We start from the raw sequence: 25,431 nt of genomic DNA on the forward strand, positions 1-25,431 counted from the left end.
GTTGGGCCACCTATAGGCCCCTTTTTATTCCCTTCGATGAGAGCCACGTCCGTGGCTTACATCACCCTCCCCCATTGGGCCGCATTGCGGCCCCTTTTTTTGTCTGATTATTTTACGTGTGGCTTTTATATCTGGCCTGTGGCGTATAAATTTTTATGTGGATAAAAAAACACACACGTTCGAAAAAAATGTTATTCGCCCGATCACTTTTACCGTCGCGTCGATAGACAGCTTTGCCAATTCGGGCTATGGTTTCACGGCGTAATATTATTAGCATAGGAGGCTAACGCATGAAAAAGTTACTTTGTACCCTGCTCGCAACCGGGGCCCTCAGCGCCGCCGCATTCAGCCACGCCGGCACCGAAAGCGGCCTTTACCTTGGCGGCTCTTTTGGTAACGCCGAGATAGATTACGATGAAAGTTTTCCCGAATTTGACGACATCAATTTTAAAGATGACGACACCGCCTATAAAGTTTTTGGCGGCTACAACTTTGGTGTATTACCACTGCTGGATTTAGCCGTAGAGGGTGGCTATATCGACTTCGGCACCCAGGAGCAATTTCTGAACGACGCTCTGGGCAACCAAAAAGTGGAAGTAACCGGCTGGACCGCCGCGGGTTTAGTGGGCGTAGATTTGGGTCCGGTAGGCCTGTTTGGCAAAGCCGGGGTTATCACGTGGGATGGCGATATCTCTAATTTTGAATTCGACACCTCAGAGTCGGGTACCGATGCCGCCTATGGCGTAGGTGCCAAAATTCAGTTGGGTTCTTTAGCCGTGCGTGCCGAGTACGAAATCTTTGAGCTGAATGACGCCGACATGACGTTCTACTCCATCGGCGGCGTGGTCACTTTCTAAGCGCAACATCCGTGCGCCAACAATAACTAATAATTGCGCCAAGAGGCCCGGAAATACTCCGGGCCTTTTTGTTTTTGGCCGTTAACGGTTGACCATTTTTTCTGTGCGATAGAGCTTAAGCATGGTTCGGCAATTTACGGTAATCAGCGTCGCCTCGAGCAGTGTGCCGCCTATCGAGCCGACATAAATATTATTTGCCAACCAAAAACAAGCCCCCACTAAAAACATCAGGCGCATACGCACACCCTGCAAACAAAATAGCGCATAAGTTCCTAAGCACGAGCCAACAACCGGTAGCATATCCTGCCACACATCCGTTAGGTAAAAGCCCCACACGCCGATCACCACAATAAATAGCCAGGCCACGATTCGCGATTTAGTGTGCAGTGACAAGCCGGTGCGGACTACCGAAAACGCCGAGCTGAGCAGTGCCGTCTTGGCCCCCAGCAGCGCAAAATGTATGCAGTTATTAGCCTGCATAGTAAACATAATAATTTTAAGGCGCCGGTCATCGCGCTGGTAAAAACAATAGATACCAAGGCAATAGCTAAGCAGCCCAAAAAACTGAGCCAAGGGATTTTCAAACATGGAGAGCCCGGGGGAATAAATAGGTGTGCTAAACGTTAATTTTACCACACTCTCAGGCCGCCCCGCCGGCCGTTATCAGCTGACCTTAACCCAGCGCTCGCCCTGCTTAACCACGCGAAACCTGGCCCAGCGGCGAAACTCGTCCACCCGGCACATACCGGTTTGCTCCTCCCGGGCACCGGCTACCGCCCGGTAAATAAGCCGCGCTCTGGGGTTATCGGTATCCTCTTGCGCCAAATCAAATACTTGCCGAACGCACCAGCGCTCACCGACTTCGCCGTTGCTGTAATAGTGGCCGCGCGTTAGGGTTAACGGCTGCTGATCGGCCGCGCGGGCGTGCTCCCAGGCGCGGTCAAACAGCTGAGCCAGCTCTTCAGAGCTAACATCCACGTAAGTATCCAGCGAGTGCATGGCCGCGGCAAAGTCCTCGTGTGAGAGTGCCAGGTGCGGTCGGCTGGGTTCACTTTTACGCAGTGTCATAAATGCCACCGGATAGCGCCGCCAGTGAAATAAATTATTAAACACCAAAGCCACCGCTATAATCGCCACTAGGTTAAGTGCCACCGGGGTAAGCAAATAACCATACCCCAAACTGTGCAGTGCAGGCCCCCCGATAACCGCCGCCAACGCCGTCGCCCCACCGGGTGGGTGAATACAACGCAAATAAGCCATAGCACCAATGGCTATACCCACAGCCACCCCCGCCGCTAAGAGCGAGTTCCCCAACCACAAATAACACGTCACCCCTACCAGCCCCGACACCAAATGGCCGCCTATTACCGGCCACGGCTGCGACAGGGTGCCGTGCGGCACCGCAAACAGGAGCACCGCCGAGGCCCCCATCGAGGCCACCATTAAGCCAGCTGCCATGCCATCCAGCGCCCAGTGGGATAAACCATACACCGCCGCAATACCCAGGCCACCGCCTAGCGCTGAAATCCACTTCTCGTGATGGCTGGTGGTATTGGATTCCACCCCCAACCACGCCAAACACACTTGCCACCAACTCTTCACTCTCGTTACCCTCGCCTGCCGAGCATTCGGTGTTAGCTCACACCAAATTTAGGTTACACTTTGTGCCTTGCTTTTAGCATGCACAAAAAAGGTGCAATCATAGTAACCTGTTACATTCACAGCAAGTGATATCCCAACCAGCCCACAAAAATAGCCTGCCACAGAGTCGAGGACTGAACCCACACCGACTCTGGCACTCAAAGCCGCAAGCAAGCCAATCATTAACCTCAGGAATAACGTTTTTATGCCAGCAGCGAGTCAACACCGCCTTTTACTTAACCCCTTAGCGCTAGTGAGCCTGGCGCTGGTATTTTTGACCGCGCCACTGGCGTATGGGGATAGCGACAAGGTTTACACCCTGGATTATCGCGTCGACCTTACTCACTCTGACGAGCACGCTCTGGTACGGGTTGAGCTTGGCGACGACAGCGGTGTGTCCGAGATAGATTTTAACCTCGACGAAGCGTTTCACAGCGAGGTGAAGGCCAATGGCGAGCTAGAGCTGGAAGACGGCCGTGCCCGCTGGCAGCCGCCGGCTAAAGATGCCTGGCTAAGCCTTGAGGTAAAAATCCCCCACAAGCGCGACAGTGGCGGCTTTGACGCGCTGCGCGAAGACGACTTTGCTATTTTTCGCGGTGACGACTTAATTCCGTCCGCCAGCGTGCGCGGCCGCAAAGGTGTTGAGAGTCGCGCCACTTTGCACTTTACCCTGCCCAACGGCTGGAACAGCGTCAACAGCGGATGGGAAAAAACCGCCGACGGCACCTTCAAAATCGACAATCCCGAGCGCCGCTTCGACCGCCCCACCGGCTGGTTTATAGCCGGCAAGTTAGGCACCCGCCGCGAGCGCCTGCCAGACACCCATATCGCCGTAAGCGGCCCCGCCGGCGAAGACCTTCGCCGTATGGACGTTCTGAGTTTTGTCATGCTTAACTGGGCCACCCTAAAAGAAGTCGTGGGCGAAACGCCGCCCAAAATTCTTATGGTGATGGCCGGCGACCCCATGTGGCGCGGTGGCCTTTCTGGCCCTAACTCTTTATTCGTCCACTCTGGGCGCCCCATGGTCAGCGAAAACGGCACCAGCACCTTACTGCACGAATTAATGCACACCCTAACCCGTATCAGCGGCGCCAAAGGTGACGACTGGATCGCCGAGGGTCTGGCCGAGTACTACTCCTATACCGTATTACACCGCGCCGGCGGTTTAACGGACGATCGCCTAGAGCGTGTAAAAAGCTGGCTGACCGACTGGAGTAAAGATATCAAGCAACTGCGCGGCGGCGCTTCCAGCGGCGAGCGCACTGCCCGCGCCGCCTTGCTGTTTGGCGAGCTAGACGCCGAAATACGCGAGCGTACCGACGATGATAAAAGCCTGGATAACGCCACCCGCGCCATGATGAAACTGGGCGAGGTAAGCCTTGCGCAATTGCGTGACATCGTCGAAGAGCTCACCGGCGAGCCCTCTAAGGTGCTGACCAGCGAGCTGCTGGAGGATTGAGCTTTCGCGGTACGTAGGCGGAGTGCCCTCAGACTTCCTGTGTCACGGCATTCGGCCTGCGTGCACTTATTCGCCGGGAGGGCGCGAGGCACCCACCCTGCCCAAACCCCGTGGTTTCTGTTAGATTATTGCCTCGGGTACCTCCGTCAACTTAATCAGGGAGCGCCACTATGAAAGTTAACAGTATTCTCGACACCATCGGCAACACCCCTCACGTTAAAATCAACAATCTATTTCGCTCCGACATCGAAGTCTGGATGAAAGTCGAGCGCTTTAACCCCGGCAGCAGCATTAAAGATCGCATCGCGCTGGCGATGATTGAAGAGGCCGAGCGAAAAGGCCTGCTTAAGCCCGATACCGTTATTATTGAGCCCACCAGTGGCAACACCGGTATTGGCCTTGCCATGGTCGCCGCGGCGCGCGGCTATCGTTTGATTTTGGCGATGCCAGAGTCTATGTCGATCGAGCGGCGCAAAATCATGAAGGCACTCGGTGCCGAGCTGGAGCTGACCCCCAAAGAGCTGGGCATGGGCGGCGCAATTGCCAAAGCCAAAGAGCTGCACGACGATTTCCCCAACAGCTGGATTCCGCAGCAATTCACCAACAAAGCTAACATCGAGGCGCACCGCAACACCACCGCTAAAGAGATTCTGGCCGACTTCCCCGAAGGGCTGGATTATTTAATTACCGGGGTGGGCACCGGCGGCCACATTACCGCCTGCTCGGAAGAGCTAAAAGCCGCCTTCCCCAAGCTACAAACCTTTGCTGTGGAGCCCGAAAAATCGCAAGTAATTGCCGGTAAAGAAAAAGGCCCGCACCGCTTACAAGGTATTGGCGCGGGCTTTGTACCCGACATTCTCAACACCGACAGCCTCGATGGCACCATCGCTGTCAGCGAAGAAGCCAGCTTTGAGATGGCCCGCGAATGCGCCCGTAAAGAGGCGATTTTTGTGGGCATCTCATCCGGTGCCAGTCTTGCGGCCATCAAGCAACGCGAGGCAGACTTTGCGCCCGGCAGCCGCATCTTAACCTTTAGCTACGACACCGGTGAGCGATATTTATCGATAGACGACTTATTTGGCGCCTAGACGGCCGATAATCTTCGTTAAGAATCGTCATGGCCGGCCGCTTGCGGCCGGCTTTTGCGTAGAATACAACCACTGGCCCCCCCCCATAATAAGCCAGATACCAAATAATTGAGACGGCTAACAAGAGACCACACAATGATTACCCACGAACCGAATCCGCGCTACGTTGCGTCACCCGATCGCTATCAATCTATGAGCTACCCGCGCTGTGGCAAAAGCGGTTTGCGCCTGCCTCAGTTGTCGCTGGGCCTGTGGCAAAACTTCGGCGCCGTCGACTCGCTGGCCAATGCCCGCTCGATGATTCATCGCGCGTTTGATTTGGGCATTAACCACTTCGATTTAGCCAACAACTACGGCCCCAACTTTGGTTCGGCCGAGTCTACTTTTGGTCAGGTAATGGCCGAGGGTTTATCCCACTACCGCGACGAGCTGATCATCTCCAGCAAAGCCGGTTACGACATGTGGCCCGGTCCCTACGGTATCGGCGGCTCACGCAAGTATTTGGTGGCCAGCTGCGACCAAAGCTTAAAGCGCTGCGGCGTCGAGTACTTTGATATTTTTTACTCGCACTGTTTTGATCCGGAAACGCCGCTGGAAGAAACCATGCAGGCGCTCGATTACATCGTCCGCTCGGGCCGCGCTTTGTATGCGGGCATCTCGAGCTACGACCCAGAGCAAACCCGCCAAGCGGCCGCTATTTTAAAAGATTTAGGCACCCCGCTGCTGATTCATCAGCCGCGCTACAACCTGTTTGATCGCTGGATTGAAGACGGTTTAACCGACGTACTGGATGATGAAGGCGTGGGCGCCATTGTGTTCTCACCACTGTCACAGGGTATGCTGACCAATAAATATTTAGGCGGCATCCCTAAAGACTCGCGCGCCGCACGTGGCGAGCAAATTTACTTGAGCGAGAACGATATTACCGAGAGCACCATCGCCAAAATTAAAGCGCTAAACGAGGTAGCCGAAGCCCGCGGCCAATCACTGGCGCAAATGGCGCTGGCCTGGGTGCTAAACAACAAAACCGTCACCAGTGCCATTATTGGTGCCAGCCGGGTCGAACAAATTGAAGACTCGGTAGCCGCACTTAAAAACACCGCGTTTAGTCATGCCGAACTGAAAAAAATCGATGACATTGTCGCCTAGATCGCACAAAAAAGGCGCTGAGAAATCAGCGCCTTTTTTGTGGTTTACCATTAGTATTCAAAGCACAGCTTAATACAAATATACCGCGCCACTGCCATCGGCGTTGCCGCTATCGGCCATCACCTCGGCATCCATGCCTACCGCCGAGCCATCTTCTTCCGGTGCGCCCACCGCAATAATGTCGCCGTTACCACTGATGCTCACCGCTTTGGCAAACTCGTCGCCGGCACCCGTGTTTTTGGCTTTGATGTAAATCTCTTCCTGCCAGCTGCCGTCTACATGGTTGTACAAATAAGCGGCCCCGGCCATCGGTGCGGCGTTGTTGGCATCGTTGGCAAAAAAGCCATTGCCGTTGCCGTCTTCAGCTGAATCGCCAATCAATACCCGGCTACCATCGCGGCTCATAGCCAGTGCGGCACCATATTGTGATCGGCCTGTTCCGCCTGACTCGCCGGAGCCAACTTGATCGAGCTGGGCAAAGGTGTGGCTCAAGCTCCACTCGTCGTCCTCCGCGGGCTCAAACAGATACACCTCTGGCTGCTCTAGTTGCTGTGCATTAACCAGTGCGCTTTCGTAGTCAACCCCCACCAACAGCTTGCGCGCATTACCGCTCAGCAATACCCGGTGGCCAAAGTGTTGCCCGACAAAAGTTTCAGGGGCCCGCAACTCATCCTGCAGCACCCAGGTTTCGTCCTGCTCATCCTCCGGTACGGTGAAGTGATACACACCTGCCACGCCCACGCCGGTGTCCTCATTGGCCTCCCCCTGAGCATTACGCGCACCAATCGCCAGATAGTTACCGGTGTTATCAAGGCTTATAGAGCTGGCCGGCTCAAAGCGCTGTTCTAGCGCCCATTCGTCGTCTTCATTAAGGCGGTACAACAGCGCCTGTCCGTCGTTGGTCATTGACCGCTGGGCAACAATCGCCAGGGTATCGCCGCTGGCATTTAATGCCAGATCGGCACCCAGACCAAATATCCGGGTGGCGTTTTCGCCTTGATCTGCGCCACTGATCTCGTGCGTCTCACCCCAGGCGCTGGATTCAAAGCGGTAAATATAAACCGCCCCCTCCTGGGAGTCGCTATTGCTGCTAGAGTTAGAGTTGGCACCCGGCGCACTAATGGCGATGGTGTTGCCATCACGGCTTAAGCTAATACGCTCGCCAAAGCGCGAGTTAGGGCGAATGTCGTCACGCTCAATGCTCGCCTCAAGCTCCCAACGGGTTTCTCCCAAACGGTAGATATACACCACACCACTGCACAACCCGCCGTTATCGGCGGTGCAATTTTCCGGGGCGCTGGCGGCCAGCGTTTCGCCATCGCCACTAAAGGCTAAGGCCGTACCCAAACGCAGGCTGGAATCGTCGGCCGGGCGTTTGACATAACCAATCGCCTGATTGATGCCACTGTCGGTAATAAGCAACTCGGAGTCTAAACAGCTCTCTTCGTTGCACGCCTCAAGCTTGTATTCCGCCTGCAGATTATCGTATAGGGTTTCTGTGCTTTGATAGCTCAACTCGTCGCCGGCAAGCTCCGGGCCGTGCTGGGTAAAACCTGACATGCCATCGATATTTTTATACAGGGTGTAACGCAGGGCATAGGTCACTTCGTTCCACTTTAAGCCAATGCTGCGGGCAACCGCGGTATTGCTAAATTGTAAATTAGCTTGCTCTTCGATGGGGCCTGTCTCAAAGGTTGCGTGAATATCGCAAGGCGCCTCGATATCGGCGGTTTTATAGCGGTTTTCTTCGATCACCGCGCCATCGCAACCGGTCATATTAAGCAACCGGTAACCCAGCTCTGGGTGCGCGGTAACATGCAACGAGGCGCCGCGCAGTACGTCAGATTCGGTAGGGGTGACAGTACCACCCTCTCCTGCGCTGGCGGTTACCCGAAAAGTTTCCATTCCCTCGTAACTATCGTCATTGCCACTGCCGCAACCCGCCGCCACAGCGACACTCAACCCCAGCAGTGTCCAGCGCACAGGCGCGGTAAAGACACGATACGTCATACAATCTCCCTACATTTATGTATTACTCTTGCACCAACCTATGGTGAGAATCGCCGCTGAGTATACCCAAGTTGCCCGCCTTACAGTAAACCCTGTACACAATTTAACAGGTTAAAAAGCAGACCTAAAACGGGTAATATGATGCTCTTACATTCATCAATAACAATAAAACCATGCCAACAATTACCTTAACAGCGCTACTGGCGAGCGTAATACTGACTCTGGGGTGCAGCCACACTCCGGCTGTTACCACAGATGATGTGCAAGCTCACGCCGACCGACTCGCCCGGTGGCAACTGGCCCATATGGATGATTTTAGTTACATCCGCACCTTTCGCGATCATACCGCGCAACCCGAGGGCTGGGTGCAAGCGGCATTTTATATTGGCTTAAATCGTTGGGATAACACAGGTGGCAACGGCCGCTACCGCGACGCCCTGCAACAAAAAGCGCAGTCTAATCGCTGGCAGCTGGGCCCCCTGTACTGGCACGCCGATGATCAAGCGATTGCGCAGGTATATTTAGCGCAGCTGGATAGCCACACCGCCGCGCATCAGGCGCAACAACTAGCGCCCACCCAAGCCGCCTTTGACAAAGTGCTGGCCTATAACGCCGACAACACGCTGGAGTTTATACGCGATACCACCGGCCAGGCCGAGGGAACATGCCAGCGGCGCTGGTGCTGGTCCGACGCGCTGTTTATGGCGCCACCAGCCTGGGCGGCGTTAAGCCGCATTACCCAGGATCCGCAATACCTGGAATACGCCTTGCGAGAGTTTTGGGCCACCACCGATTACCTGTTCGATACCACCAAGCACTTGTACTACCGCGACAGTCGCTTTTTTGAGCGCCGCAGTGAGTACGGCAACAAAATCTTTTGGAGCCGTGGCAACGGATGGGTGTTTGCCGGTTTACCATTATTAATTGAGCAACTGCCCGAGACGCACCCCGCACGGGCGACGTTAATCGCGCATTACCGCAAAATGGCCTACGCGTTTAAAGCGATACAAACCCAAGAAGGCTTGTGGGCGCCATCGCTGCTGGATCACAGCAATGACCCTTTGCCCGAAACCAGCGGCAGCGGCTTTGTGGTGTTTGGCTTGGCGTGGGGGGTTAATCGTGGGCTTTTACCATCGGCCGACTTCAACACGGCAATTGTCAGCGGCTGGCAGGCGATTGATAAACGCTTAACCCCAGAGGGTTGGCTTGGCTGGGTACAACAAGTGGGCTACGCGCCCGATAAAGTCCACGCCGACGACACCCAGTTGTACGGCAGTGGTGCCTACTTATTAGCCGCATCGGAGATGCTAGATTACGCGGGCGGTAAAGCGCCTGTTAAATAACTCTGTAGCAAGCCCGGCGCAAACCGGGCTTTTTATCGGGCTAATCGCGATCTTGCTGTTCGCGGCGCGCTCGCGAGCGTGCACGGCTTTTATGCGTCAGCACAAAATACACAGCCAACACGGCGCCTACCACCGCTAAGCTTATAACCGAAAAGTGCACATGCTCAGATGCCCCGCCGGCACCGTGCCCCGGATGCGCCAAGGCTAGCGGCACCAGTAATAGTGCGCTCAAAAAAGCGGTTACTTGGTTCAATAGTTTCATCGTACTCTCCAAACGTATCTAGCAGTCATTGTTAACAGTGATGTTTACGGTCATGCGGTTAAGCGCGGCGGGTTAACATGCCGGCGCTTTCGATAAAGGCAATCACCTCGGCCACACCCGATTCATCTTTTAAATTGGTAAACAAAAAAGGTTTATCGCCGCGCATTTTTTTCGCGTCGCGATCCATCACCCCAAGGTCGGCGCCCACCAATGGCGCCAAATCGGTTTTGTTAATAATTAATAAATCAGACTTGGTGATACCTGGCCCGCCCTTGCGCGGAATTTTATCCCCGGCAGAGACGTCAATCACATACAGCGTTAAATCCGACAGCTCAGGGCTAAAAGTCGCGGCTAAGTTGTCGCCGCCGCTTTCAATTAAAATCACATCCAACCCCGGGTGGCGATCTTGCAGCTCGGCCACGGCGGATAAATTCATCGAGGCGTCTTCACGAATCGCCGTGTGCGGGCAACCGCCGGTCTCGACCCCGATAATACGATCATCGGCCAACGCCTCGTGGCGCTGCAAGAACTCGGCGTCTTCGCGGGTGTAAATATCGTTGGTGATTACTGCGATGTTGTAGACATCTTTTAGGTGCGCACACAGGGTTTTGACCAAGGCGGTTTTTCCCGAGCCAACCGGGCCGCCGATACCTAAGCGTAGTGCTGGTTTGTTCATATGGATTTCTTCCTTCGTGTAACGATTAAGCTTTAATTCTAATGGTTCAGGTTGCAGTCAAAATTGTTCTGAGCAAGGCGAAAAATGTGAGTCTAAACGTGTAAACAATCATTTTTTAACGCAGCTCAGGGCGATTTTGGATGTGAGCTGAATCATTAAGATCGAAACAGACGCGTGTATTGTCGCTCGTGTAGGCACGAGGCCATCGCCAGGCCCGGCAAACTCAGGCCCAGCTCATCGTCGGTTAATGGTTTAGCCCGTTCGCACACGTCATCCACCGCTGGCATTAATGCCACCAGTAACTGCTGCGCGTGGGTTTGGCCTAACGGCACAATTTTAGTGGCGGCGGCCACTTGGTTCTCGAGCCAGCTCCAGACAAAACCCCGGGCCAGCTCATCAATATTTACATTCCACTTAACACCGGCTAATGCAAACAAAGTCACGTAGCTGGGCGAGCTGTTAAAGTGTGAGCGCGCCGCCTGCGGGATATCGAGGGACTCGAGCAAACGCCCGAGCGCTAATCCCAGTTGTTCATCTTCAAGCAACAACTCCTGGGTCTCCCGGCAAGCCAACACAAAGTCGTTCCAGTGGTTCACCTCGGTTAAATCATCGGCTTGCCAGGCGCTATACAACCGGCGCAACACGGGTACATCAAGCTGCCCCAAACTGTGAGTCATCACTTGTTCGATCCAGTCTTGCAGCGCCGACTCGCTACCCGCCCAGCCGCTGTCGATGGCGTACTCCAGCCCTTGCGAATACGCATAAGCGCCCACCGGCAGTGCCGGGCTTACCAAGTGCATTAAGTGCAACAGCGAGCCGGACATCAGTGGCTATGCTCCGCGCGATGATCGTGGCTATTAGAATGGGCGTGGGAATGACCGTGATCATGGGAGTGTGCATGGCCGTGACTTTTACCGTGATAGGCGCCGTTTTCGGGCTGAAACGGCTGCTGCTCAAAGTTAACCGCGAGGCCTAAACCCTCGACCATTAAATCTAATACATGATCGTGTTGGTAACGTAAAAAACCCGCACCGATTTGCAGCGGCATATGGCGATTACCTAAATGATAAGCCGCCCGTGTGAGCGCCAACGCATCGTCGCTGGTCACTTGGCTGACCGGCTCCAGCGCCGCGATAACACGAACTTGTTGGCCGTCGCTACACTGCAGCACCTCACCATCGAGCAATACGTGGCCGCGCTCGATAAACCACCCCAGCGGCTGACCGCAACGGGTGGTCGTGCGGTAGCGGCTTTTTTGCCGCTGCTCGAATGTGGCTTCTACTTCCAGCACAGCCCCGGGGGCTGCCTCTTGTTTAACGCTAAAGGCTTCTAACATAACAACTCACTTAAAACAGGCTGTAGCGCTGCGCCAACGGCAGCTCGCTGGCGGGCTCGCAGGTCAGTAACTGACCGTCGGCGCGCACTTCGTAGGTTTGTGGGTCGACTTCCATATGGGGCTGGTAGTCGTTTAGGCGCATATCGGCTTTGGTTACCGAGCGACAATTTTTAACGGCCACCAAGCGCCGCTCTAATTCAAACGAGCCGGCAATGCCTGCCTCTAACGCCGCCTGGCTAACAAAGCTAACGCTGGTGCCGGTACAAGCGCGCCCGTAAGCGCCAAACATGGGGCGGTAATGCACCGGCTGCGGTGTCGGGATAGACGCATTGGGGTCGCCCATAGGGGCGGCGGCAATGGCGCCGCCTTTAATAATTAACGCGGGCTTAATGCCAAAAAACGCCGGTTTCCACAGTACTAAGTCGGCCAGTTTGCCAACCTCAACCGAGCCCACCTCGTGGGCGATACCGTGTGCCACAGCGGGGTTAATGGTGTATTTGGCGATGTAGCGTTTTGCGCGCAAGTTATCGGCACTGCTGGTTTCGCCCGGCAGTGCGCCACGTTGCACGCGCATTTTATGCGCCGTCTGCCAGGTGCGACATATCACCTCACCGACGCGGCCCATGGCTTGCGAGTCCGAGCTGATCATCGAGAACGCGCCTAAGTCGTGCAAAATATCTTCGGCGGCGATGGTCTCTTTGCGAATACGCGAGTCGGCAAAGGCGACGTCTTCGGGGATATTCGGGTCAAGGTGGTGACACACCATCAGCATATCCAAGTGCTCGTCGATGGTATTTACCGTGTAGGGCCGGGTCGGGTTGGTGGACGACGGCAAGACGTTATCTAACCCGCAGGCTTTAATAATATCGGGGGCATGGCCGCCGCCGGCGCCTTCGGTGTGATAGGTGTGAATCGTGCGGCCGGCAAACGCGGCAATGGTGTCCTCCACAAAACCCGATTCATTCAGCGTGTCGGTATGAATCGCCACTTGCACGTCGTATTTTTCGGCCACGGTTAAGCAGTTATCAATACTGGCAGGCGTTGTGCCCCAATCTTCGTGCAGTTTTAATCCCAGTGCACCCGCCTCTAACTGCTCCTCCAGGGCAATCGGTAAACTAGCGTTGCCTTTACCGAGCAAACCGATGTTCATCGGAAAGCTTTCAACCGCTTGCAACATTTTACCAATGTGCCAGGGGCCGGGCGTACAGGTAGTCGCTTTAGTGCCCGTCGCCGGGCCGGTGCCGCCGCCAATCATGGTGGTAACACCACTCATCAGCGCCTCTTCGATTTGCTGCGGGCAAATAAAATGAATATGCGCATCAATACCGCCCGCGGTTAAAATCTGGCCCTCGCCGGCAATAATTTCGGTGCCGGGGCCAATGACGATATCCACCCCGGACTGCACATCCGGGTTACCGGCTTTACCAATGGCGCTAATGCGGCCATCGTTAATCGCGACATCGGCTTTCACCACGCCCCAGTAATCCAAAATTAACGCATTGGTGATTACCGTGTCGGGAGTATCAAAGCAGCTGGCTTGCGATTGGCCCATGCCATCGCGAATCACTTTACCGCCGCCAAACTTTACCTCTTCGCCGTAGCGGGTGTAGTCGCGCTCGACCTCGAGCCACAACTCGGTATCGCCCAAGCGAACTTTATCCCCGGTGGTGGGGCCGAACATATCGGCGTACGCGCGTCTGTCTATTGTCGCCATGTTATAGCTCCCCCATTACATCGCCACGAAACCCGTACACGGTACGAGCGCCTTCTAGTGCAACTAACTCCACCTCGCGCGTTTGACCAGGCTCAAAGCGCACGGCGGTGCCGGCGGCAATGTTTAAGCGAAACCCGCGGGCTTTATCTCGCTCAAAGTTAAGTGCGGCGTTAGTTTCGTAAAAATGATAATGCGAACCCACCTGTATGGGGCGATCGCCGCTGTTGGAAATACGTAATGTCACCGTCTCGCGGCCTGGGTTTAGCTCGATCTCGCCAGGCAAGATATCGTATTCTCCGGGAATCATAGCGCCTCCTAAACGATCGGGTTATGAACGGTGACAAGTTTGGTGCCGTCGGGGAAGGTCGCCTCGACTTGCACCTCGTGCACCATCTCGGGGATGCCGTCCATCACATCCTCGCGGCGCAAAATCTGGCGGCCATAATCCATTAACTCGGCGACGGTTTTGCCGTCGCGCGCGCCCTCCATAATCTCGGCACTAATAAACGCAACCGACTCCGGGTAGTTGAGCTTAACCCCGCGATTTTTGCGCCGCTCGGCGAGTAGCGCGGCGGTAAACAGCAGCAGTTTATCTTTGTCTCTGGGCGATAGTTCCACAACTCTCTCCTGTGAATGTGTCTGTTAGCGGCGCCGTAAACAGCGCAAGCTTACGATTTAAATGGTTGCAATATTAATTTAGGTATACCAAATGCGCGGCTCTACTGCCTCGCAACCAAGCATCACCGGGCGTAGCGCCTGCCAAATCGCCACAAAACCAAAGCGGCACTCGGCGGCACTGGCACCCAGGTAGCGGGCAATTAACAGCTGCTTTTTTTGCGTAATGCCCCACTTGGCCTCGGGCCAACGCTCGGCCAGGTTCTCGAGCAAGTTATCAATCTGGTCGCGACTTAAAGTGACGCTTGCCACCAAAGTGCCAAAGCTGCCGGCGCCTTGCAGGCCCCACATGGCTTCCATCATGGCATCGCCACCGCGCATCCGGTTGCGCTCGATCAACACCGGGCGATTATCGATGCGCACTTGCAGCGTTTGCTCGACAACGCCCTCGGTAAACACCTCGTTACTGGCCGGCCGCCCCAGGCAGACGATATCCCACAAACAAAAACGGGCATCGGCAGCCGCCTCAAGCTGGGTATTAAGCCGGGCGTTGGCGCCATTAAAAATAATCGTCTCTTGCGGCAGCCACTCGCAGACAGAATCTGGTTGTAGCACTAAACTCACTCGCTGGGTTTGCTCGGTCGCCGCATCGCTGTGGCGCAAGCCTTTAACGGTATAAATCTTACCCGCCGAGGGCGTGGTTAACAGGCCGTGAGCACCGGTAGCAGCCGCCACTGAGATACTAAGCTCGTCCCCCACCACCAGCCCCCCAGGCGGGTGCAATAGGTAAACATGGGCACAACCGGATGGCTCTGGGTAAAACACCCGCTGGATACGCAGCGGCCCCTGATGGCGGGCGCGCATCAAAGCGGTGCGCCCTGCCCGCTGGGCCAGCTCGATATCGATAGACGCGCGCCACTGGCGCGACACCTGAGGTAAAGGGTTTGCGTCATCCACGGGTAATTCTGGCGCAGATAACCCAGCGGCGCTGGTTGAATGGGGCACAGGTACTCTCTCTTTGGTGGCCAGTTAATGATGGCCTTTATCGTCTTATGGGTCGGGCTACTTACTATCCAAGGAACAGCCTATCCAGAGAACAGATCAAGATCTATGCCAACCAAAGTGCGCCCACAGGCCCCACGGGGCGGGGGCCAAAACGCCGAAACGCACCAAAATGACCCGCCAAATAAATCACCGTTACATTGCGCACCATTGTTGTGCGCGCAGATGGCGCACGGCATCACCAAACACGTAACGGCCACCCCAATACCAGGACCAAGGCACATGCACAAAGAGCTAAGCAAAATATAAAGCCCTCTCGGCCTGCAACACCCAACTCAACAAATCTGCGTTACACTTAAACGTACGATATACCCATTGTAGACAGAGGCGGTAAAGCCCGTCGCTGTAGTCACCGCCGCCTAGGCGCCAGGAAGGAACAAGACTCAATGCCCCACAATCAGCCATACCAACACGCCCATCACGAGGCAGGCCACTACGACACCACCGACGCAATTATTGCCCCCCACGAGCAACTCAATATTCTCTCTAAAACCGAGGCAGCCAAGCTGCTGGACGTAAGTCAGAGCGGGCTTTACAAGCTATTTCGCAGCTGCTCGCTGGCGGTGCTTAACTGCGGCAACTCGCTGGATGACGGTAAAGAGCTACTGGAGCGCTACCCCGACTTTGATATTAAAGTCATTCAGGAGGAGCGCGGTATTAAGCTCGATGTAAAAGGTGCCCCTGCCAGCGCGTTTGTGGATGGCAAAATGATTCGCGGGATTAGCGAGCATTTGTTTGCCGTATTGCGCGACGTGATATTTGCCAGTGGCGACAGCCGCCTGGCCGAAACCCAGCAGTCGATCAATAAAGGCGATGCGCTCTCGACCGAGGCCACCACCGACGCGGTATTTCATATGCTGCGCAACGCGCACATTATTCGCCCCAACATCGACCCTAACATTGTGGTCTGCTGGGGTGGTCACTCTATCAGCATGGGCGAGTACGACTACACCAAAAAGGTGGGCTACGAGATGGGCCTGCGCGGCCTGGATATTTGCACCGGCTGTGGCCCCGGCGCCATGAAAGGCCCCATGAAGGGCGCCACCATTGGCCATGCCAAGCAGCGCTTGGGTCAAGGCCGTTACATTGGCATCACCGAGCCGGGCATTATTGCCGCCGAGGCCCCCAACCCTATCGTAAACGAGCTGGCGATTATGCCGGATATCGAAAAGCGCCTGGAGGGTTTTGTTCGGGCAGGTCACGGGATTGTCGTGTTTCCGGGCGGCGCCGGTACCGCCGAAGAAATCCTTTATCTGTTGGGCATATTGCTGCACCCGGATAACGCTGAGCTGCCCTTTCCACTGGTGTTTACCGGGCCGGCCTCTAGCGCGGCGTACTTTCAGCAAATCGATGAGTTTATCGCCAGCACCCTTGGCGCCGAGGCGCAGGCGCGCTATCAGATCATCATCGATAACCCCGAGGCCGTGGCACGCACTATGCTCGATGGCGTCACCGAAGTACGGGCCTTTCGCAAAAGCACAGACGATGCCTACTACTTTAACTGGCAGCTAAAAATTGCGCCGATGTTTCAGCAGCCTTTTGCCCCCACCCACGCCAACATGAGCGCTCTGGCTTTGCACAAAAACCAAGAGCCCCACACGCTAGCGGCCAATTTGCGCCGGGCTTTTTCCGGCATTGTGGCCGGCAACGTAAAAGACGAGGGCATCCGCGCCATTGAAAAGCACGGCTTGTTCGAAATTTGCGGTGAAGCCGCCATTATGCAACCTGTGGATGACCTGTTGCAGGCGTTTCAGCATCAGGGCCGCATGAAATTACCCGGCAGCACCTATAAGCCCTGCTACCGCATAATGCGTTAACCGGTAACAAAAATGTCACACTAATAACACCAATATGCAACGAACGAATCACATCCTGTGTACGACATATCTCACAAAAACTAACGTTAATGGCGACTATCTCGACATAAGCGTTTTAGGGATACTACGCTTACAGGGACGTTACACGGACGACTAAGGGGCCAGGAAGGTTCACAGGATGTACCCAACCACAGGATGTGGTTGCGCTATTTGCGCCAAGAACGGAATCCTGCAGGATGCAGGTTTAAGGAAAGACAGGGACACATCACAGGATGTGAGATTAGCGGGATGCTAAACAAGGATTTTATTACACGGATGTCGTGCCATGGACGGGCCAGGGAAGAACAAAACAACAACAGGTAAGACGACAGGGAAACGTCAATCGGCACGGAGCCAAACACTAAGAATTCCACGACAGGGGTTTGAAGGACGCATCGGCAGGACGCCAGAGGGGACAATCAATACGCAAAGAGTCAACACGCAAAGGATGTACCCACGTCTACACGGATGAATAAAGACATTAATCGCACAAGGGGTCCACGCAAAGTGGGCCTTTTTTTTATCCGCTGTTTTATCACCCTGTAAAAATACGCTTGCGCAATACCACGGCCGCTATCACGTTCACACCAACAGGCCAGGCATTAGTGTTCCCCCATCAGATCTTCTATAATTATTGCGCTAACGCTACGCCTTAAACAGGCAACAGCTATCCAATATTGGACACGTTACCTCAAGGACTTTCTAGTGATCACCACAACCCGACCACTCCGTTTTTTAGGCTTGGTGCCTATTGCATTTTTTTGCGCCACCGCCAGCGCGGCGTCTGCCGCAGAGCGGCCAGACTCTGATACGGTAACCATTGAGATCAACGCCCCCTGGGATTGGGTAAAACTCACCTCGGGTGAATGGCTAAAAGGTAAGATCACCGCGCTGGAAAAAGACTCCCTAAGTTTTGACAGTGACGAGCTTGGCGACCAAGACATCGACTGGGACTCGGTGGAGGCCATTCATAGCCACACGCCACTCAATGTGCTGCTTAACAGCCAACAGCTTTATTCCGGCACCCTTGAAACCGTGGATGGCAAGCTGATAATTGGCAGCCAGGGGCCCATTGAGTTTAGTGACGCATTGCGTATTGCCAGCACCAGTAAACGCGAGCTCGACCGCTGGAGCGGCAAAGTGGGCGCTGGCGCCAACTACCGCACCGGCAACACCAACCAAAAAGACTTTACCGCCAACGTCGACTTGCTGCGCCGCACGGCACGCTCCAGTATCCGCCTAAGCTATATCGCCGATGTATTTTACGACGACGGCGAAGAAACCAGTAACGAACACCGCGCCAATGGTAGCTGGTATATCCGTCGCTCTGAAAACTGGTTTTGGCAGCCCGTGCAGTTTGAATACTACAGCGCGCCGCTGCAAAATATCGCAAGCCAGTGGACCGGCGGTATGGGTGCAGGTGTTTATATTTTTGATACCGACGACATTAGCTGGACCGCGTCGGCAGGCCCGGGCTATATGTACACCCGCTACGAAGAAACCCCCGAGGGGCAAAGCCGCACCGTCGACTCGGGTGCGTTTTATCTATCCACCCAGTACGATCAATCACTGACCGACTACATGGACGTGAGTGCCAGCTACCAACTGACCGCATCCAATAAAGACTCGGGCAAATACAAGCACCACGGGGTGATTAGCTTATACATTGATCTAACCGGCTCGCTCGACTTAAGCATGAGCGCCTACTGGGACCGGGTTAAATATCCCCAGGCCGACAGCGATGGCGTGCTGCCCGAGCAAGACGATTTTCGTTACACCGTAGGCGTAAGCTACGAGTTTTAATGCTAGTGTACGCCACTGCATTGGCAGTGGCGTACAGCCATCCGACTACCCGAGCATACCTTTATTCAGGGTCCCGCCCGTCTGTACTCTTAAGCTCATCAAACATTGCCGCCATCGTCGGATTACGTTTCGTCAGTTTTTTAACGCTTAAGTCATCGGCTTTATTATTGGCCAGACGCAGATTGTTTTCCGAGCCCAACAGCGCGTTCTTGGTTTTTTGCAAATGATCGATAGTTTTATCGATTTCATCGATAGCGGTTTTAAACTTTTTAGAAGCCAGCTCGTAATTGCGCGCAAATCCCGTTTTAAAGGCATCGAGATCACTCTCAAAATTTGTGATATCAATATTTTGCGACTTTACTAACGCCAGCTCGGCTTTGTACTTGAGCGAGTTTTGCGCGGCGTTACGCAACAGGGTAATAATCGGGATAAAAAACTGCGGCCGAATAACATACATTTTCGGGTAGCGGTGAGATACATCGACGATCCCCGTGTTATACAGCTCGCTGTCCGGCTCCAATAGCGACACCAGTACAGCGTACTCGCAGCCTTTCTCATTACGATCTTTATCCAACTCTTTTAAAAAGTCTTCGTTTTTCTTTTTAGTGGCGGTTTCATCGCTCTCGTTTTTCATCTCAAACATGATCGAGACGGTTTCGGTAGCCGCTTCACCCGTGCCCTCTGCCACGCTATAGTCGCGAAAGATATAATCGCCTTTACTGCCGCTGCGGGCATCGTTGTCTTTCTCGAAGTAAGCGTGCGCAAAGGCGGTCGCGCGAATCCGGTTAAACTCTGTCTCGCAGTGTTGCTCCAGAGTTTCGCCCACCATTTTGGTCGACAACCGGGCCTTCATATCACGCAGGCGCTCTATCTCGCCCTCGCGGTCTTTGATTTGTGCCTCGTAGCGATCTTTTAGTGCAGTGGCCTCCAGTTGTTTCTCCCACTGCGCGCGCTCAAGCTCACTTTTTAAGCTTAGCAATTGGGTATCTTTGGCCGCCGTCGCCTGCTGCAGTTCATTTAATCGCTTTGCCTCGGCCAGCTCGGCCGCCGCCTGTTTGTCGTGAGCTGCTTGCTTAAGCTCGTTTGCCAAGGTATCGCGCTCTTTTTCGAGCGCCGTTAACGCTTCCATCACGGCCAGCTTTTGAGCGTCTTCGCCGGCGGCTAATTTAGCCTGTAATTCTTTTATCTCGGCATCTTTGGCGGCGGAGGCCTTATCGAGCTCGCGGGTCACTTTGCTGGTGGCAAGTTCCACCGCGTTTTGTTTGTCTTGCTCCGCTAGCTCCAGGCGCTCATGCAACTGCTTTTCAAACTCATGATCGCGAACCTGCTTTAAAATATCCGCGTAGCCGGCCTCATCGACTTTAAAGGCTTTTTTACAGTGGGGGCAGTTAATTTCATGCATAGGTTTTATCCTTGTGACTGATCAGGTGCGATAAAACAGCGTGGGTAACAGCGGCCTAGAGTTAAACTTTGCTATTGCGTAACCCTACGCTCAGCAGCGGTAACCCGACGGCTTTGTGGGCACTTGGGCGATGAAACGGATTCTCTCACGCCCAGCGGATTGCCTCAATTGGCCGTAACCCGGGGCGTATATAAACCGGGCACCGTGCGGGAGATTAAAACTAACAGAAGTGGTTACAAAGGACGCCGGCTTTACTGCGTAGACTTTACTGCGTAGAAAACAACCAAGCTTAACCAATAAGGGGGCAACGGCGTTAATACACATCGCGCCGGTAGCGCCCTGCCGCCTGCAGCTCATCCAGTGCCGGCTCACCCAACAGCTCGAGCAGTGCATCGTGAACGCCCTGCCCCATGCCAACGCGGCTGCCACACACATAAATACAGGCGTTGCGCTCAAGCCAGCGTTTTAGCAAATCGCCCCGGCGCAAAAGCCGCTGCTGCACATACTCTGAGTGCTCGCCTGAGCGTGAGTAAACACAGTCCAGCTCGTGGATAACACCCTTTACCTGCAACTGCGCCAGTTCGTCCGCAAACGGGCGATCGGTGTCGGGGTCGCGCTCACCATACAGCACCCAGCAGGCCTCACCGCCGGTATTGTCCCGGTGCTGCCAGTGAGCCCTAAGCCCGGCTACGCCCGAGCCATTGCCAATTAAAATCAGCGGTTGATCGGCCGGGGGCGTATGAAACTCCTGATTATCTCTGATGGCCAACTCCAGCTCGCCGCCCAGTTCGGCGCGCTCGGTCAGCCAACCCGAGGCTAACCCCAACTCGCCGGTGCTGTTGCGCTGCTGGCGCACCACCAGCTGCAAGGTATTCGGGGTATAGGCATTAGCGATGGTGTACTGCCGTGGCGCCTCTTCCGGTAAGGTTTTAAGCCATTGCCCGGCCGGTATAGCGGCGGGTTTTTCGGGTAGCGGCCACTGACGAGAGGCCAGCCAACGCCAGGCCGGAATCGCCTGGCCGTTAAGCTCAAGCGTTGCATCCTCGGTTAGCCCAAGCGCCGCTAACTGCTGCTTGCACAACTCGGCATCGTGCAGCGGGTAAACCTCGGCGATATCACCGGCGCTGTAGTTAATCGCATCAGTCGTGTTTAACATCAGGCTGTACAGAGGCGCACCGGGGCTGGCACTGTTTAAGCATTGGCGCCGATGCAACGTTGCCCGGTACCGATCGGGCACGACGCTGTCTTCGGCGGTGTCGACATCAAAGTCGCCACCGAGCGTTTTTATCAGCGCCTGTAGCTGTGTTAATGCCTCTTGCTCGGGCTTACTGGCATCCAGCTCTATGCAACCGGCCAACGCACGCGCGTCGCACCGCTGCAGCGCCGAGTACACACGCCGCCCAAACGCACAAAAGCCGGAGTAATAGGAATCGCCCAAAGCGACAACCGCAAATTGCGTGTCGGTAAGCGATAACTCGGGAGCTTGTCTGATGAACTTTTTCTCGAATAAAGCGCCATTGTCCGGCGCCTCGCCCTCGCCATACGTACTGGCCACAACAAGCAGGGTTTTACTCTTTTGCAGCTCGCTTGGCGTAAGTTGGTTTAACCCACACAGCGACGCTCTGCCGGCAAAAGCTTCACAGGCTTTTGTCGCCAGGGCATGGGCGCGGCCGCTCTGGCTGGCGTAAGCCACCACCACATCGGCTTGCGTTACAGCGCCCCCGGCCGTAACCCGGCGCCGGCTAAAACAAAACCAGCAAAACGCGCCATAAAAAAGCGCCAGCAAAAGTGCCAGCGCTATACGTTCCAGCTCGCTCATGGGTAATTACAGCGGCAACACTTCCAACGTCGCGATGTACTTACCACTGCGCGTAGTGGCGGGCGCTTTGGCTTTGTCGTCTTCGTACTCGGCCTCTAACCAGTAGCGGCCCGCTTGTGGCCAATCAACCTTTACTTTGCCCGCCTCGTCGGTGGTCAATGCTATTTCCTCCTGCGAGTCGCGATAGCGCATACCCTCGGGGATAATCACCACGTTCACGCCTTCAATCGCCTCGCCATCCATAAAAAAGGTCAGCTCTACCGGCTCGCCGGTAAACAAATCGTTGGGGTGTACCGAGGATTTCATCTCCAGGCCTTTATTGCTCAGCGCCAACACGGTATCGGTAGGGTTACCGGCAGTGATAAAGGTTTCTAGCTTGGTGGACGAGTAGCCGACTTTAAGATCCTTGGCGTCTTGTGGGACTTTCTTTTCAAAGTCACCGGGCTCGGGCTTTTCGCCCCGGCCGGGCCAACGCTTGCGCTCGCCATCGGCGGTTTCCCAGCTCGCGTGCAAGCCACTGCTGTCCATCAGCACTTTATAAGTGCCCTGCTCGGTTAGGTTAATATCAAATGTAGTGCGGTGCTTACCTTCGCCCACATTTAACATCTCGCCTTCGCTGCCGTCGGGCTTAACCACACTTAGGTAATGTGCTTTTAGTGGGAAGTGGTTAAAGTAAAAAATGTCGTTGGATACCGCCGCATCCAGTGTGACCCACGGGTCGTCCCCGGATAACACGGTCGCCGCCGGCAACACCCAATAGCGGTGAGCTTCGGCCGCCATTGGCAGCGCCAATGCCAACATTAATGCTAAAGACTTCTTAAATTTCATAACCAACTCCTGTGGTGTTAAGGGTTAAAGCTGACCGTAAGCTTACCCAGCTCGGTCTCGCCCTGTGCAGTTAACGTTTGTGATTTTTCTACCGGCCAATTGAAATCGACGTTGAGCAACTCGCGGCCACCCACCTCGCGTGAGGCCTCGACGTACAGTTGATACTCACCTGGCTCAAGTTGCTCGGCCACGTGCGTTAAATCAACCTCGTAAGCGCCGGGTTTGCGAGTGGCACCGGTGACGCCGTCGATGGGCACCTCTAGCGAGCGGCCACTGCGGCGCCACCACAGGCGCATATCTTTTAGCCATTTTTCGCCTTCGCCATCGTCGTCGATCTGATACCACACGGCGCCATTGGTCACCGCTTTGCTGTCTTTGTGTTGTACCCAAATGGCAACATAGGGCCGGTGGTATTCGGCCACATTCATGTCGGGTATCTCTAGGTTTACCGACACATCGGCCGCCGCTAACGGCCCGCACAGGCCCAGCAAACCGGCGGGAAGAACTCGCTTAAACAATGTCATAGAAGGTTTATGTCCTTATTGGCATTTAGTGAACAAACAAAATAATAATGATGAGCGGTACCACTACCCCTAAGGCCACCGCGGGCCAAGTAGCCGGCCGAGTTTTTTGCAAACGGCACAACAGCCACAGGCCGGTAACCGAAAAAATCACACAGGCCACGGCAAATACATCAATAAACCAGCTCCAGGCGACACCGGTGTTACGGCCTTTGTGCAGATCGTTTAAATAGGCGACCGCGCCGCGAGTGGTTTTTTCGTAGATAACCTCGCCGCTTTGCAGGTCGATGCTCATCCAGGCATCGCCCCCGGGTCTGGGCAGTGCCAGGTAAATTTCATCGTCGTACCACTCCGCCTCGATACCCGCCGCCACGTTCACACCTACCGTGCGGCGCAGCGCACGGCGCAGCGCTTTGGGTAAAGCCCCCACCTCAGAGCCGGGCACGGTTAACGCTGCCAGTACCGTCTCGTCTAGCTGGCCCTGTTTCTCAACAATGGATTTTTGCGCGGGAATTTGATGGGCGTGGTTAAGCGTGATGCCGGTAACGGCAAACAACAACATACCTACCAAGCACACAGCCGAACTGATCCAGTGCCACTGCCTTAACGATCCGAACCCCACACTTCCCCACCTTGTAATAGCCCCGCCGATGCCTTTTGCGAGCGCATAACCAGACGTTAAACCAGCGCCGGGCGAGATAATGCCCGAACACACTTTCGATAATGATTCTCATTTTAGGGGCGGCGCGACTATTGTGCAATAGCTGAAGTGCGACTTTGGCTGGCGGCAAGTGGGGTTAACCGACAAGCAACCGGTAAAAACAGGAGCAAACGCAGCGTGAGATCAATACGCCCGGCGGGGAAAGCCATTAGCGGGCTTTAACATAAATAGCCATTAGCGGGATTTAAAGTAAATAGCAATAAGTAGGATGTAACGCACCAGACTGCGCGCCTGGCCGCACCAAAACCAGGTATTAAATAGCGGCCAGAGTGCGGCCTACCGGTCTCTGGCAATGGCTAATGGCGAGGCTTAATCAAGCAACACCACCTCGTCACCAACACTGATGGTGCCATTTTGCTGAATATCGCCGTAGACGCCAAGGTTTTGCTCGGCCTCGCGCACAATCGTACGCAAAATGCTCTTATCGTCGGGAAGCTCGCTCTGGCGCCTTACCACCGCACCACAACGCGGTGCGGCGCCGTTACAGGCCACAACAACATTGCCTAGCTTAAGCGTGCGGTTGATCCACCCCTGCTCGACCAGCCCCTGCAACGCAGGTTCGGTATTAATAACGATGTTGGGCCGAAACCGCTCCACATTCCAATCCGAGCCGGGGTTGTGCACTTGCATCTGGTGAAGGCTGGCGGTGGTCAGTAAATGCAAAGGCGACACGAGAAAAAAGGTGCCGAGCACCGAGACGTACTCTTGCATAGCGGGGGGCAAATTATCTAAATCCGGCAGCGGCTCACCGGGTTCGCGCTCGAAGGTGGCTTTAAGTTCATCGAGCCATGTGTGGTCATCTTGCTTGTGGCGCCGGTAAAAATCGGCGTCAGCGGCCGGGCGCAGTGACTGTAGGACGCTGGCGTGCCCCAGCAGCTGCGATATCCGCTCGTTGGTTTTTTCGGCACGGCTTGGCAACAGCTCACCATCGGGAAACCGAATCGCCACCCCGCCGCTGGCTAAACTTTGCGCCCGGCACTGCAACAGCTGCGGGCGAAACTTACAGCTTTGGATCTCTTGCCGCTTTACATCCTGCACCGCCCACAGCCGGTCCCCTTCAAGGCCCTTGGCATCGAGCCAGCACGAGCGCAGTAACTCGCCGGCCATCCCCTTTACCGGGTAGCGCCAAATAGACTGTATCGTGCCGACTTTCATAGGCGCCTCTGTGTGGTGTTATTGCACCACAGTAGCCGCGCTTAGCGCTAAGGTCTATACGTTGAGACTGTAGAAAAACTCCAAAAAATAGGCGTTTTTTGCTAAAATAAGGCA

General features: G+C 55.0%; 24 protein-coding genes. 7 read left to right on the plus strand and 17 right to left on the minus strand.

The annotated features are described in order from the left end of the window. The first annotated feature begins 290 nt into the window (after positions 1-290). The gene (locus AAC019_RS09480) at positions 291-857 is read left to right on the plus strand and encodes a porin family protein (protein WP_339898539.1); all 567 of its coding nucleotides are present in this window, start codon (positions 291-293) and stop codon (positions 855-857) included. Positions 858-938: 81 nt separating this feature from the next. On the opposite strand, the gene AAC019_RS09485 is transcribed toward AAC019_RS09480, so the two are convergent. Together AAC019_RS09485 and AAC019_RS09490 are read right to left on the minus strand one after the other, a co-directional pair. Beyond that, complete coding sequence (locus tag AAC019_RS09485; protein WP_339898540.1) at positions 939-1,445, minus strand: YgjV family protein; 507 nt, start codon at positions 1,443-1,445, stop codon at positions 939-941. 75 nt (positions 1,446-1,520) lie between these two features. Further along, entirely contained in the window at positions 1,521-2,459 is a 939-nt protein-coding gene (locus tag AAC019_RS09490) for an HPP family protein (protein WP_339898541.1), read from the minus strand. 244 nt (positions 2,460-2,703) lie between these two features. On the opposite strand from AAC019_RS09490, the gene AAC019_RS09495 reads away from it, so the two are divergent. The 3 genes from AAC019_RS09495 (at position 2,704) to mgrA (ending at position 6,194) form a co-directional block, all read left to right on the plus strand. Further along, positions 2,704-3,957 carry a hypothetical protein gene (locus AAC019_RS09495; protein WP_339898542.1) on the plus strand — a complete coding sequence of 418 codons (1,254 nt, stop codon included), beginning with the start codon at positions 2,704-2,706 and terminating at the stop codon, positions 3,955-3,957. Between the two features lie 170 nt (positions 3,958-4,127). Next, complete coding sequence (cysK, locus tag AAC019_RS09500) at positions 4,128-5,045, plus strand: cysteine synthase A (protein WP_339898543.1); 918 nt, start codon at positions 4,128-4,130, stop codon at positions 5,043-5,045. A gap of 135 nt (positions 5,046-5,180) precedes the next feature. Next, entirely contained in the window at positions 5,181-6,194 is a 1,014-nt protein-coding gene (gene mgrA, locus AAC019_RS09505; RefSeq protein ID WP_339898545.1) for an L-glyceraldehyde 3-phosphate reductase, read from the plus strand. Positions 6,195-6,263: 69 nt separating this feature from the next. Here the strand turns inward: mgrA and AAC019_RS09510 are convergent, their stop codons facing one another. Beyond that, a complete protein-coding gene (locus AAC019_RS09510; protein ID WP_339898546.1) occupies positions 6,264-8,204 on the minus strand; it encodes a hypothetical protein in 1,941 nt (646 codons plus the stop codon). Positions 8,205-8,377: 173 nt separating this feature from the next. Here AAC019_RS09510 and AAC019_RS09515 point away from each other — a divergent pair, with 173 nt between their 5' ends. Then, positions 8,378-9,547, plus strand: coding sequence for a glycoside hydrolase family 88 protein (locus AAC019_RS09515; RefSeq protein ID WP_339898547.1), 1,170 nt, complete (start codon positions 8,378-8,380; stop codon positions 9,545-9,547). A 40-nt stretch (positions 9,548-9,587) separates the two neighbouring features. Here the strand turns inward: AAC019_RS09515 and AAC019_RS09520 are convergent, their stop codons facing one another. The 8 genes from AAC019_RS09520 to AAC019_RS09555 all read right to left on the minus strand — a co-directional run bounded on the left by AAC019_RS09520 (position 9,588) and on the right by AAC019_RS09555 (position 15,155). Further along, entirely contained in the window at positions 9,588-9,809 is a 222-nt protein-coding gene (locus AAC019_RS09520) for a hypothetical protein (RefSeq protein ID WP_339898548.1), read from the minus strand. A 58-nt stretch (positions 9,810-9,867) separates the two neighbouring features. Then, complete coding sequence (gene ureG / locus AAC019_RS09525; RefSeq protein ID WP_339898571.1) at positions 9,868-10,491, minus strand: urease accessory protein UreG; 624 nt, start codon at positions 10,489-10,491, stop codon at positions 9,868-9,870. A gap of 149 nt (positions 10,492-10,640) precedes the next feature. After that, a complete protein-coding gene (locus tag AAC019_RS09530; protein ID WP_339898550.1) occupies positions 10,641-11,309 on the minus strand; it encodes an urease accessory UreF family protein in 669 nt (222 codons plus the stop codon). Continuing rightward, positions 11,309-11,821, minus strand: a complete 513-nt coding sequence (gene ureE / locus AAC019_RS09535; protein WP_339898551.1) for an urease accessory protein UreE — start codon at positions 11,819-11,821, stop codon at positions 11,309-11,311. The genes AAC019_RS09530 and ureE overlap by 1 nt, the downstream gene beginning before the upstream one ends. A gap of 10 nt (positions 11,822-11,831) precedes the next feature. Continuing rightward, entirely contained in the window at positions 11,832-13,535 is a 1,704-nt protein-coding gene (gene ureC / locus AAC019_RS09540; protein ID WP_339898552.1) for an urease subunit alpha, read from the minus strand. Position 13,536: 1 nt separating this feature from the next. Then, complete coding sequence (locus tag AAC019_RS09545; RefSeq protein ID WP_339898553.1) at positions 13,537-13,842, minus strand: urease subunit beta; 306 nt, start codon at positions 13,840-13,842, stop codon at positions 13,537-13,539. 8 nt (positions 13,843-13,850) lie between these two features. Beyond that, a complete protein-coding gene (ureA, locus tag AAC019_RS09550; RefSeq protein ID WP_041522751.1) occupies positions 13,851-14,153 on the minus strand; it encodes an urease subunit gamma in 303 nt (100 codons plus the stop codon). A 78-nt stretch (positions 14,154-14,231) separates the two neighbouring features. Continuing rightward, positions 14,232-15,155, minus strand: coding sequence for an urease accessory protein UreD (locus AAC019_RS09555; protein WP_339898555.1), 924 nt, complete (start codon positions 15,153-15,155; stop codon positions 14,232-14,234). 443 nt (positions 15,156-15,598) lie between these two features. Here AAC019_RS09555 and ppnN point away from each other — a divergent pair, with 443 nt between their 5' ends. Both ppnN and AAC019_RS09565 read left to right on the plus strand, forming a co-directional pair. Continuing rightward, positions 15,599-17,029: a nucleotide 5'-monophosphate nucleosidase PpnN gene (ppnN, locus tag AAC019_RS09560; protein WP_339898557.1), complete on the plus strand. Its 1,431-nt coding sequence runs from the start codon at positions 15,599-15,601 to the stop codon at positions 17,027-17,029. A gap of 744 nt (positions 17,030-17,773) precedes the next feature. After that, positions 17,774-18,871, plus strand: coding sequence for a DUF481 domain-containing protein (locus AAC019_RS09565; RefSeq protein WP_339898559.1), 1,098 nt, complete (start codon positions 17,774-17,776; stop codon positions 18,869-18,871). Between the two features lie 61 nt (positions 18,872-18,932). On the opposite strand, the gene AAC019_RS09570 is transcribed toward AAC019_RS09565, so the two are convergent. From AAC019_RS09570 to AAC019_RS09595, 6 genes are all read right to left on the minus strand, one after another. Further along, positions 18,933-20,273, minus strand: coding sequence for a DUF2130 domain-containing protein (locus AAC019_RS09570; RefSeq protein WP_339898561.1), 1,341 nt, complete (start codon positions 20,271-20,273; stop codon positions 18,933-18,935). 313 nt (positions 20,274-20,586) lie between these two features. Then, complete coding sequence (locus tag AAC019_RS09575; protein ID WP_339898563.1) at positions 20,587-22,092, minus strand: sulfite reductase flavoprotein subunit alpha; 1,506 nt, start codon at positions 22,090-22,092, stop codon at positions 20,587-20,589. A 6-nt stretch (positions 22,093-22,098) separates the two neighbouring features. Beyond that, entirely contained in the window at positions 22,099-22,920 is an 822-nt protein-coding gene (locus AAC019_RS09580) for a DUF4198 domain-containing protein (RefSeq protein WP_339898564.1), read from the minus strand. Positions 22,921-22,937: 17 nt separating this feature from the next. After that, complete coding sequence (locus AAC019_RS09585) at positions 22,938-23,444, minus strand: DUF2271 domain-containing protein (protein ID WP_339898565.1); 507 nt, start codon at positions 23,442-23,444, stop codon at positions 22,938-22,940. A 25-nt stretch (positions 23,445-23,469) separates the two neighbouring features. Further along, positions 23,470-24,156, minus strand: coding sequence for a PepSY-associated TM helix domain-containing protein (locus AAC019_RS09590; protein WP_339898567.1), 687 nt, complete (start codon positions 24,154-24,156; stop codon positions 23,470-23,472). Positions 24,157-24,471: 315 nt separating this feature from the next. Next, on the minus strand, positions 24,472-25,317 hold the full coding sequence (locus tag AAC019_RS09595; protein ID WP_339898569.1) for an MOSC N-terminal beta barrel domain-containing protein: 846 nt from the start codon (positions 25,315-25,317) through the stop codon (positions 24,472-24,474). Between the last annotated feature and the right edge of the window lie 114 nt (positions 25,318-25,431).

It is taken from the genome of uncultured Gilvimarinus sp. (assembly GCF_963975215.1).
Taxonomy (GTDB): domain Bacteria; phylum Pseudomonadota; class Gammaproteobacteria; order Pseudomonadales; family Cellvibrionaceae; genus Gilvimarinus.

Excerpts from the sequence above, each read along its gene's own strand:
- AAC019_RS09480 (WP_339898539.1), top strand. The coding sequence starts at position 291 with ATGAAAAAGTTACTTTGTACCCTGCTCGCAACCGGGGCCCTCAGCGCC.
- AAC019_RS09485 (WP_339898540.1), bottom strand. The coding sequence starts at position 1,445 with ATGTTTGAAAATCCCTTGGCTCAGTTTTTTGGGCTGCTTAGCTATTGC.
- AAC019_RS09495 (WP_339898542.1), top strand. The coding sequence starts at position 2,704 with ATGCCAGCAGCGAGTCAACACCGCCTTTTACTTAACCCCTTAGCGCTA.
- cysK (WP_339898543.1), top strand. The coding sequence starts at position 4,128 with ATGAAAGTTAACAGTATTCTCGACACCATCGGCAACACCCCTCACGTT.
- mgrA (WP_339898545.1), top strand. The coding sequence starts at position 5,181 with ATGATTACCCACGAACCGAATCCGCGCTACGTTGCGTCACCCGATCGC.
- AAC019_RS09510 (WP_339898546.1), bottom strand. The coding sequence starts at position 8,204 with ATGACGTATCGTGTCTTTACCGCGCCTGTGCGCTGGACACTGCTGGGG.
- AAC019_RS09515 (WP_339898547.1), top strand. The coding sequence starts at position 8,378 with ATGCCAACAATTACCTTAACAGCGCTACTGGCGAGCGTAATACTGACT.
- AAC019_RS09520 (WP_339898548.1), bottom strand. The coding sequence starts at position 9,809 with ATGAAACTATTGAACCAAGTAACCGCTTTTTTGAGCGCACTATTACTG.
- AAC019_RS09530 (WP_339898550.1), bottom strand. The coding sequence starts at position 11,309 with ATGTCCGGCTCGCTGTTGCACTTAATGCACTTGGTAAGCCCGGCACTG.
- ureE (WP_339898551.1), bottom strand. The coding sequence starts at position 11,821 with ATGTTAGAAGCCTTTAGCGTTAAACAAGAGGCAGCCCCCGGGGCTGTG.
- ureC (WP_339898552.1), bottom strand. The coding sequence starts at position 13,535 with ATGGCGACAATAGACAGACGCGCGTACGCCGATATGTTCGGCCCCACC.
- AAC019_RS09545 (WP_339898553.1), bottom strand. The coding sequence starts at position 13,842 with ATGATTCCCGGAGAATACGATATCTTGCCTGGCGAGATCGAGCTAAAC.
- ppnN (WP_339898557.1), top strand. The coding sequence starts at position 15,599 with ATGCCCCACAATCAGCCATACCAACACGCCCATCACGAGGCAGGCCAC.
- AAC019_RS09570 (WP_339898561.1), bottom strand. The coding sequence starts at position 20,273 with ATGCATGAAATTAACTGCCCCCACTGTAAAAAAGCCTTTAAAGTCGAT.
- AAC019_RS09575 (WP_339898563.1), bottom strand. The coding sequence starts at position 22,092 with ATGAGCGAGCTGGAACGTATAGCGCTGGCACTTTTGCTGGCGCTTTTT.
- AAC019_RS09580 (WP_339898564.1), bottom strand. The coding sequence starts at position 22,920 with ATGAAATTTAAGAAGTCTTTAGCATTAATGTTGGCATTGGCGCTGCCA.
- AAC019_RS09585 (WP_339898565.1), bottom strand. The coding sequence starts at position 23,444 with ATGACATTGTTTAAGCGAGTTCTTCCCGCCGGTTTGCTGGGCCTGTGC.
- AAC019_RS09595 (WP_339898569.1), bottom strand. The coding sequence starts at position 25,317 with ATGAAAGTCGGCACGATACAGTCTATTTGGCGCTACCCGGTAAAGGGG.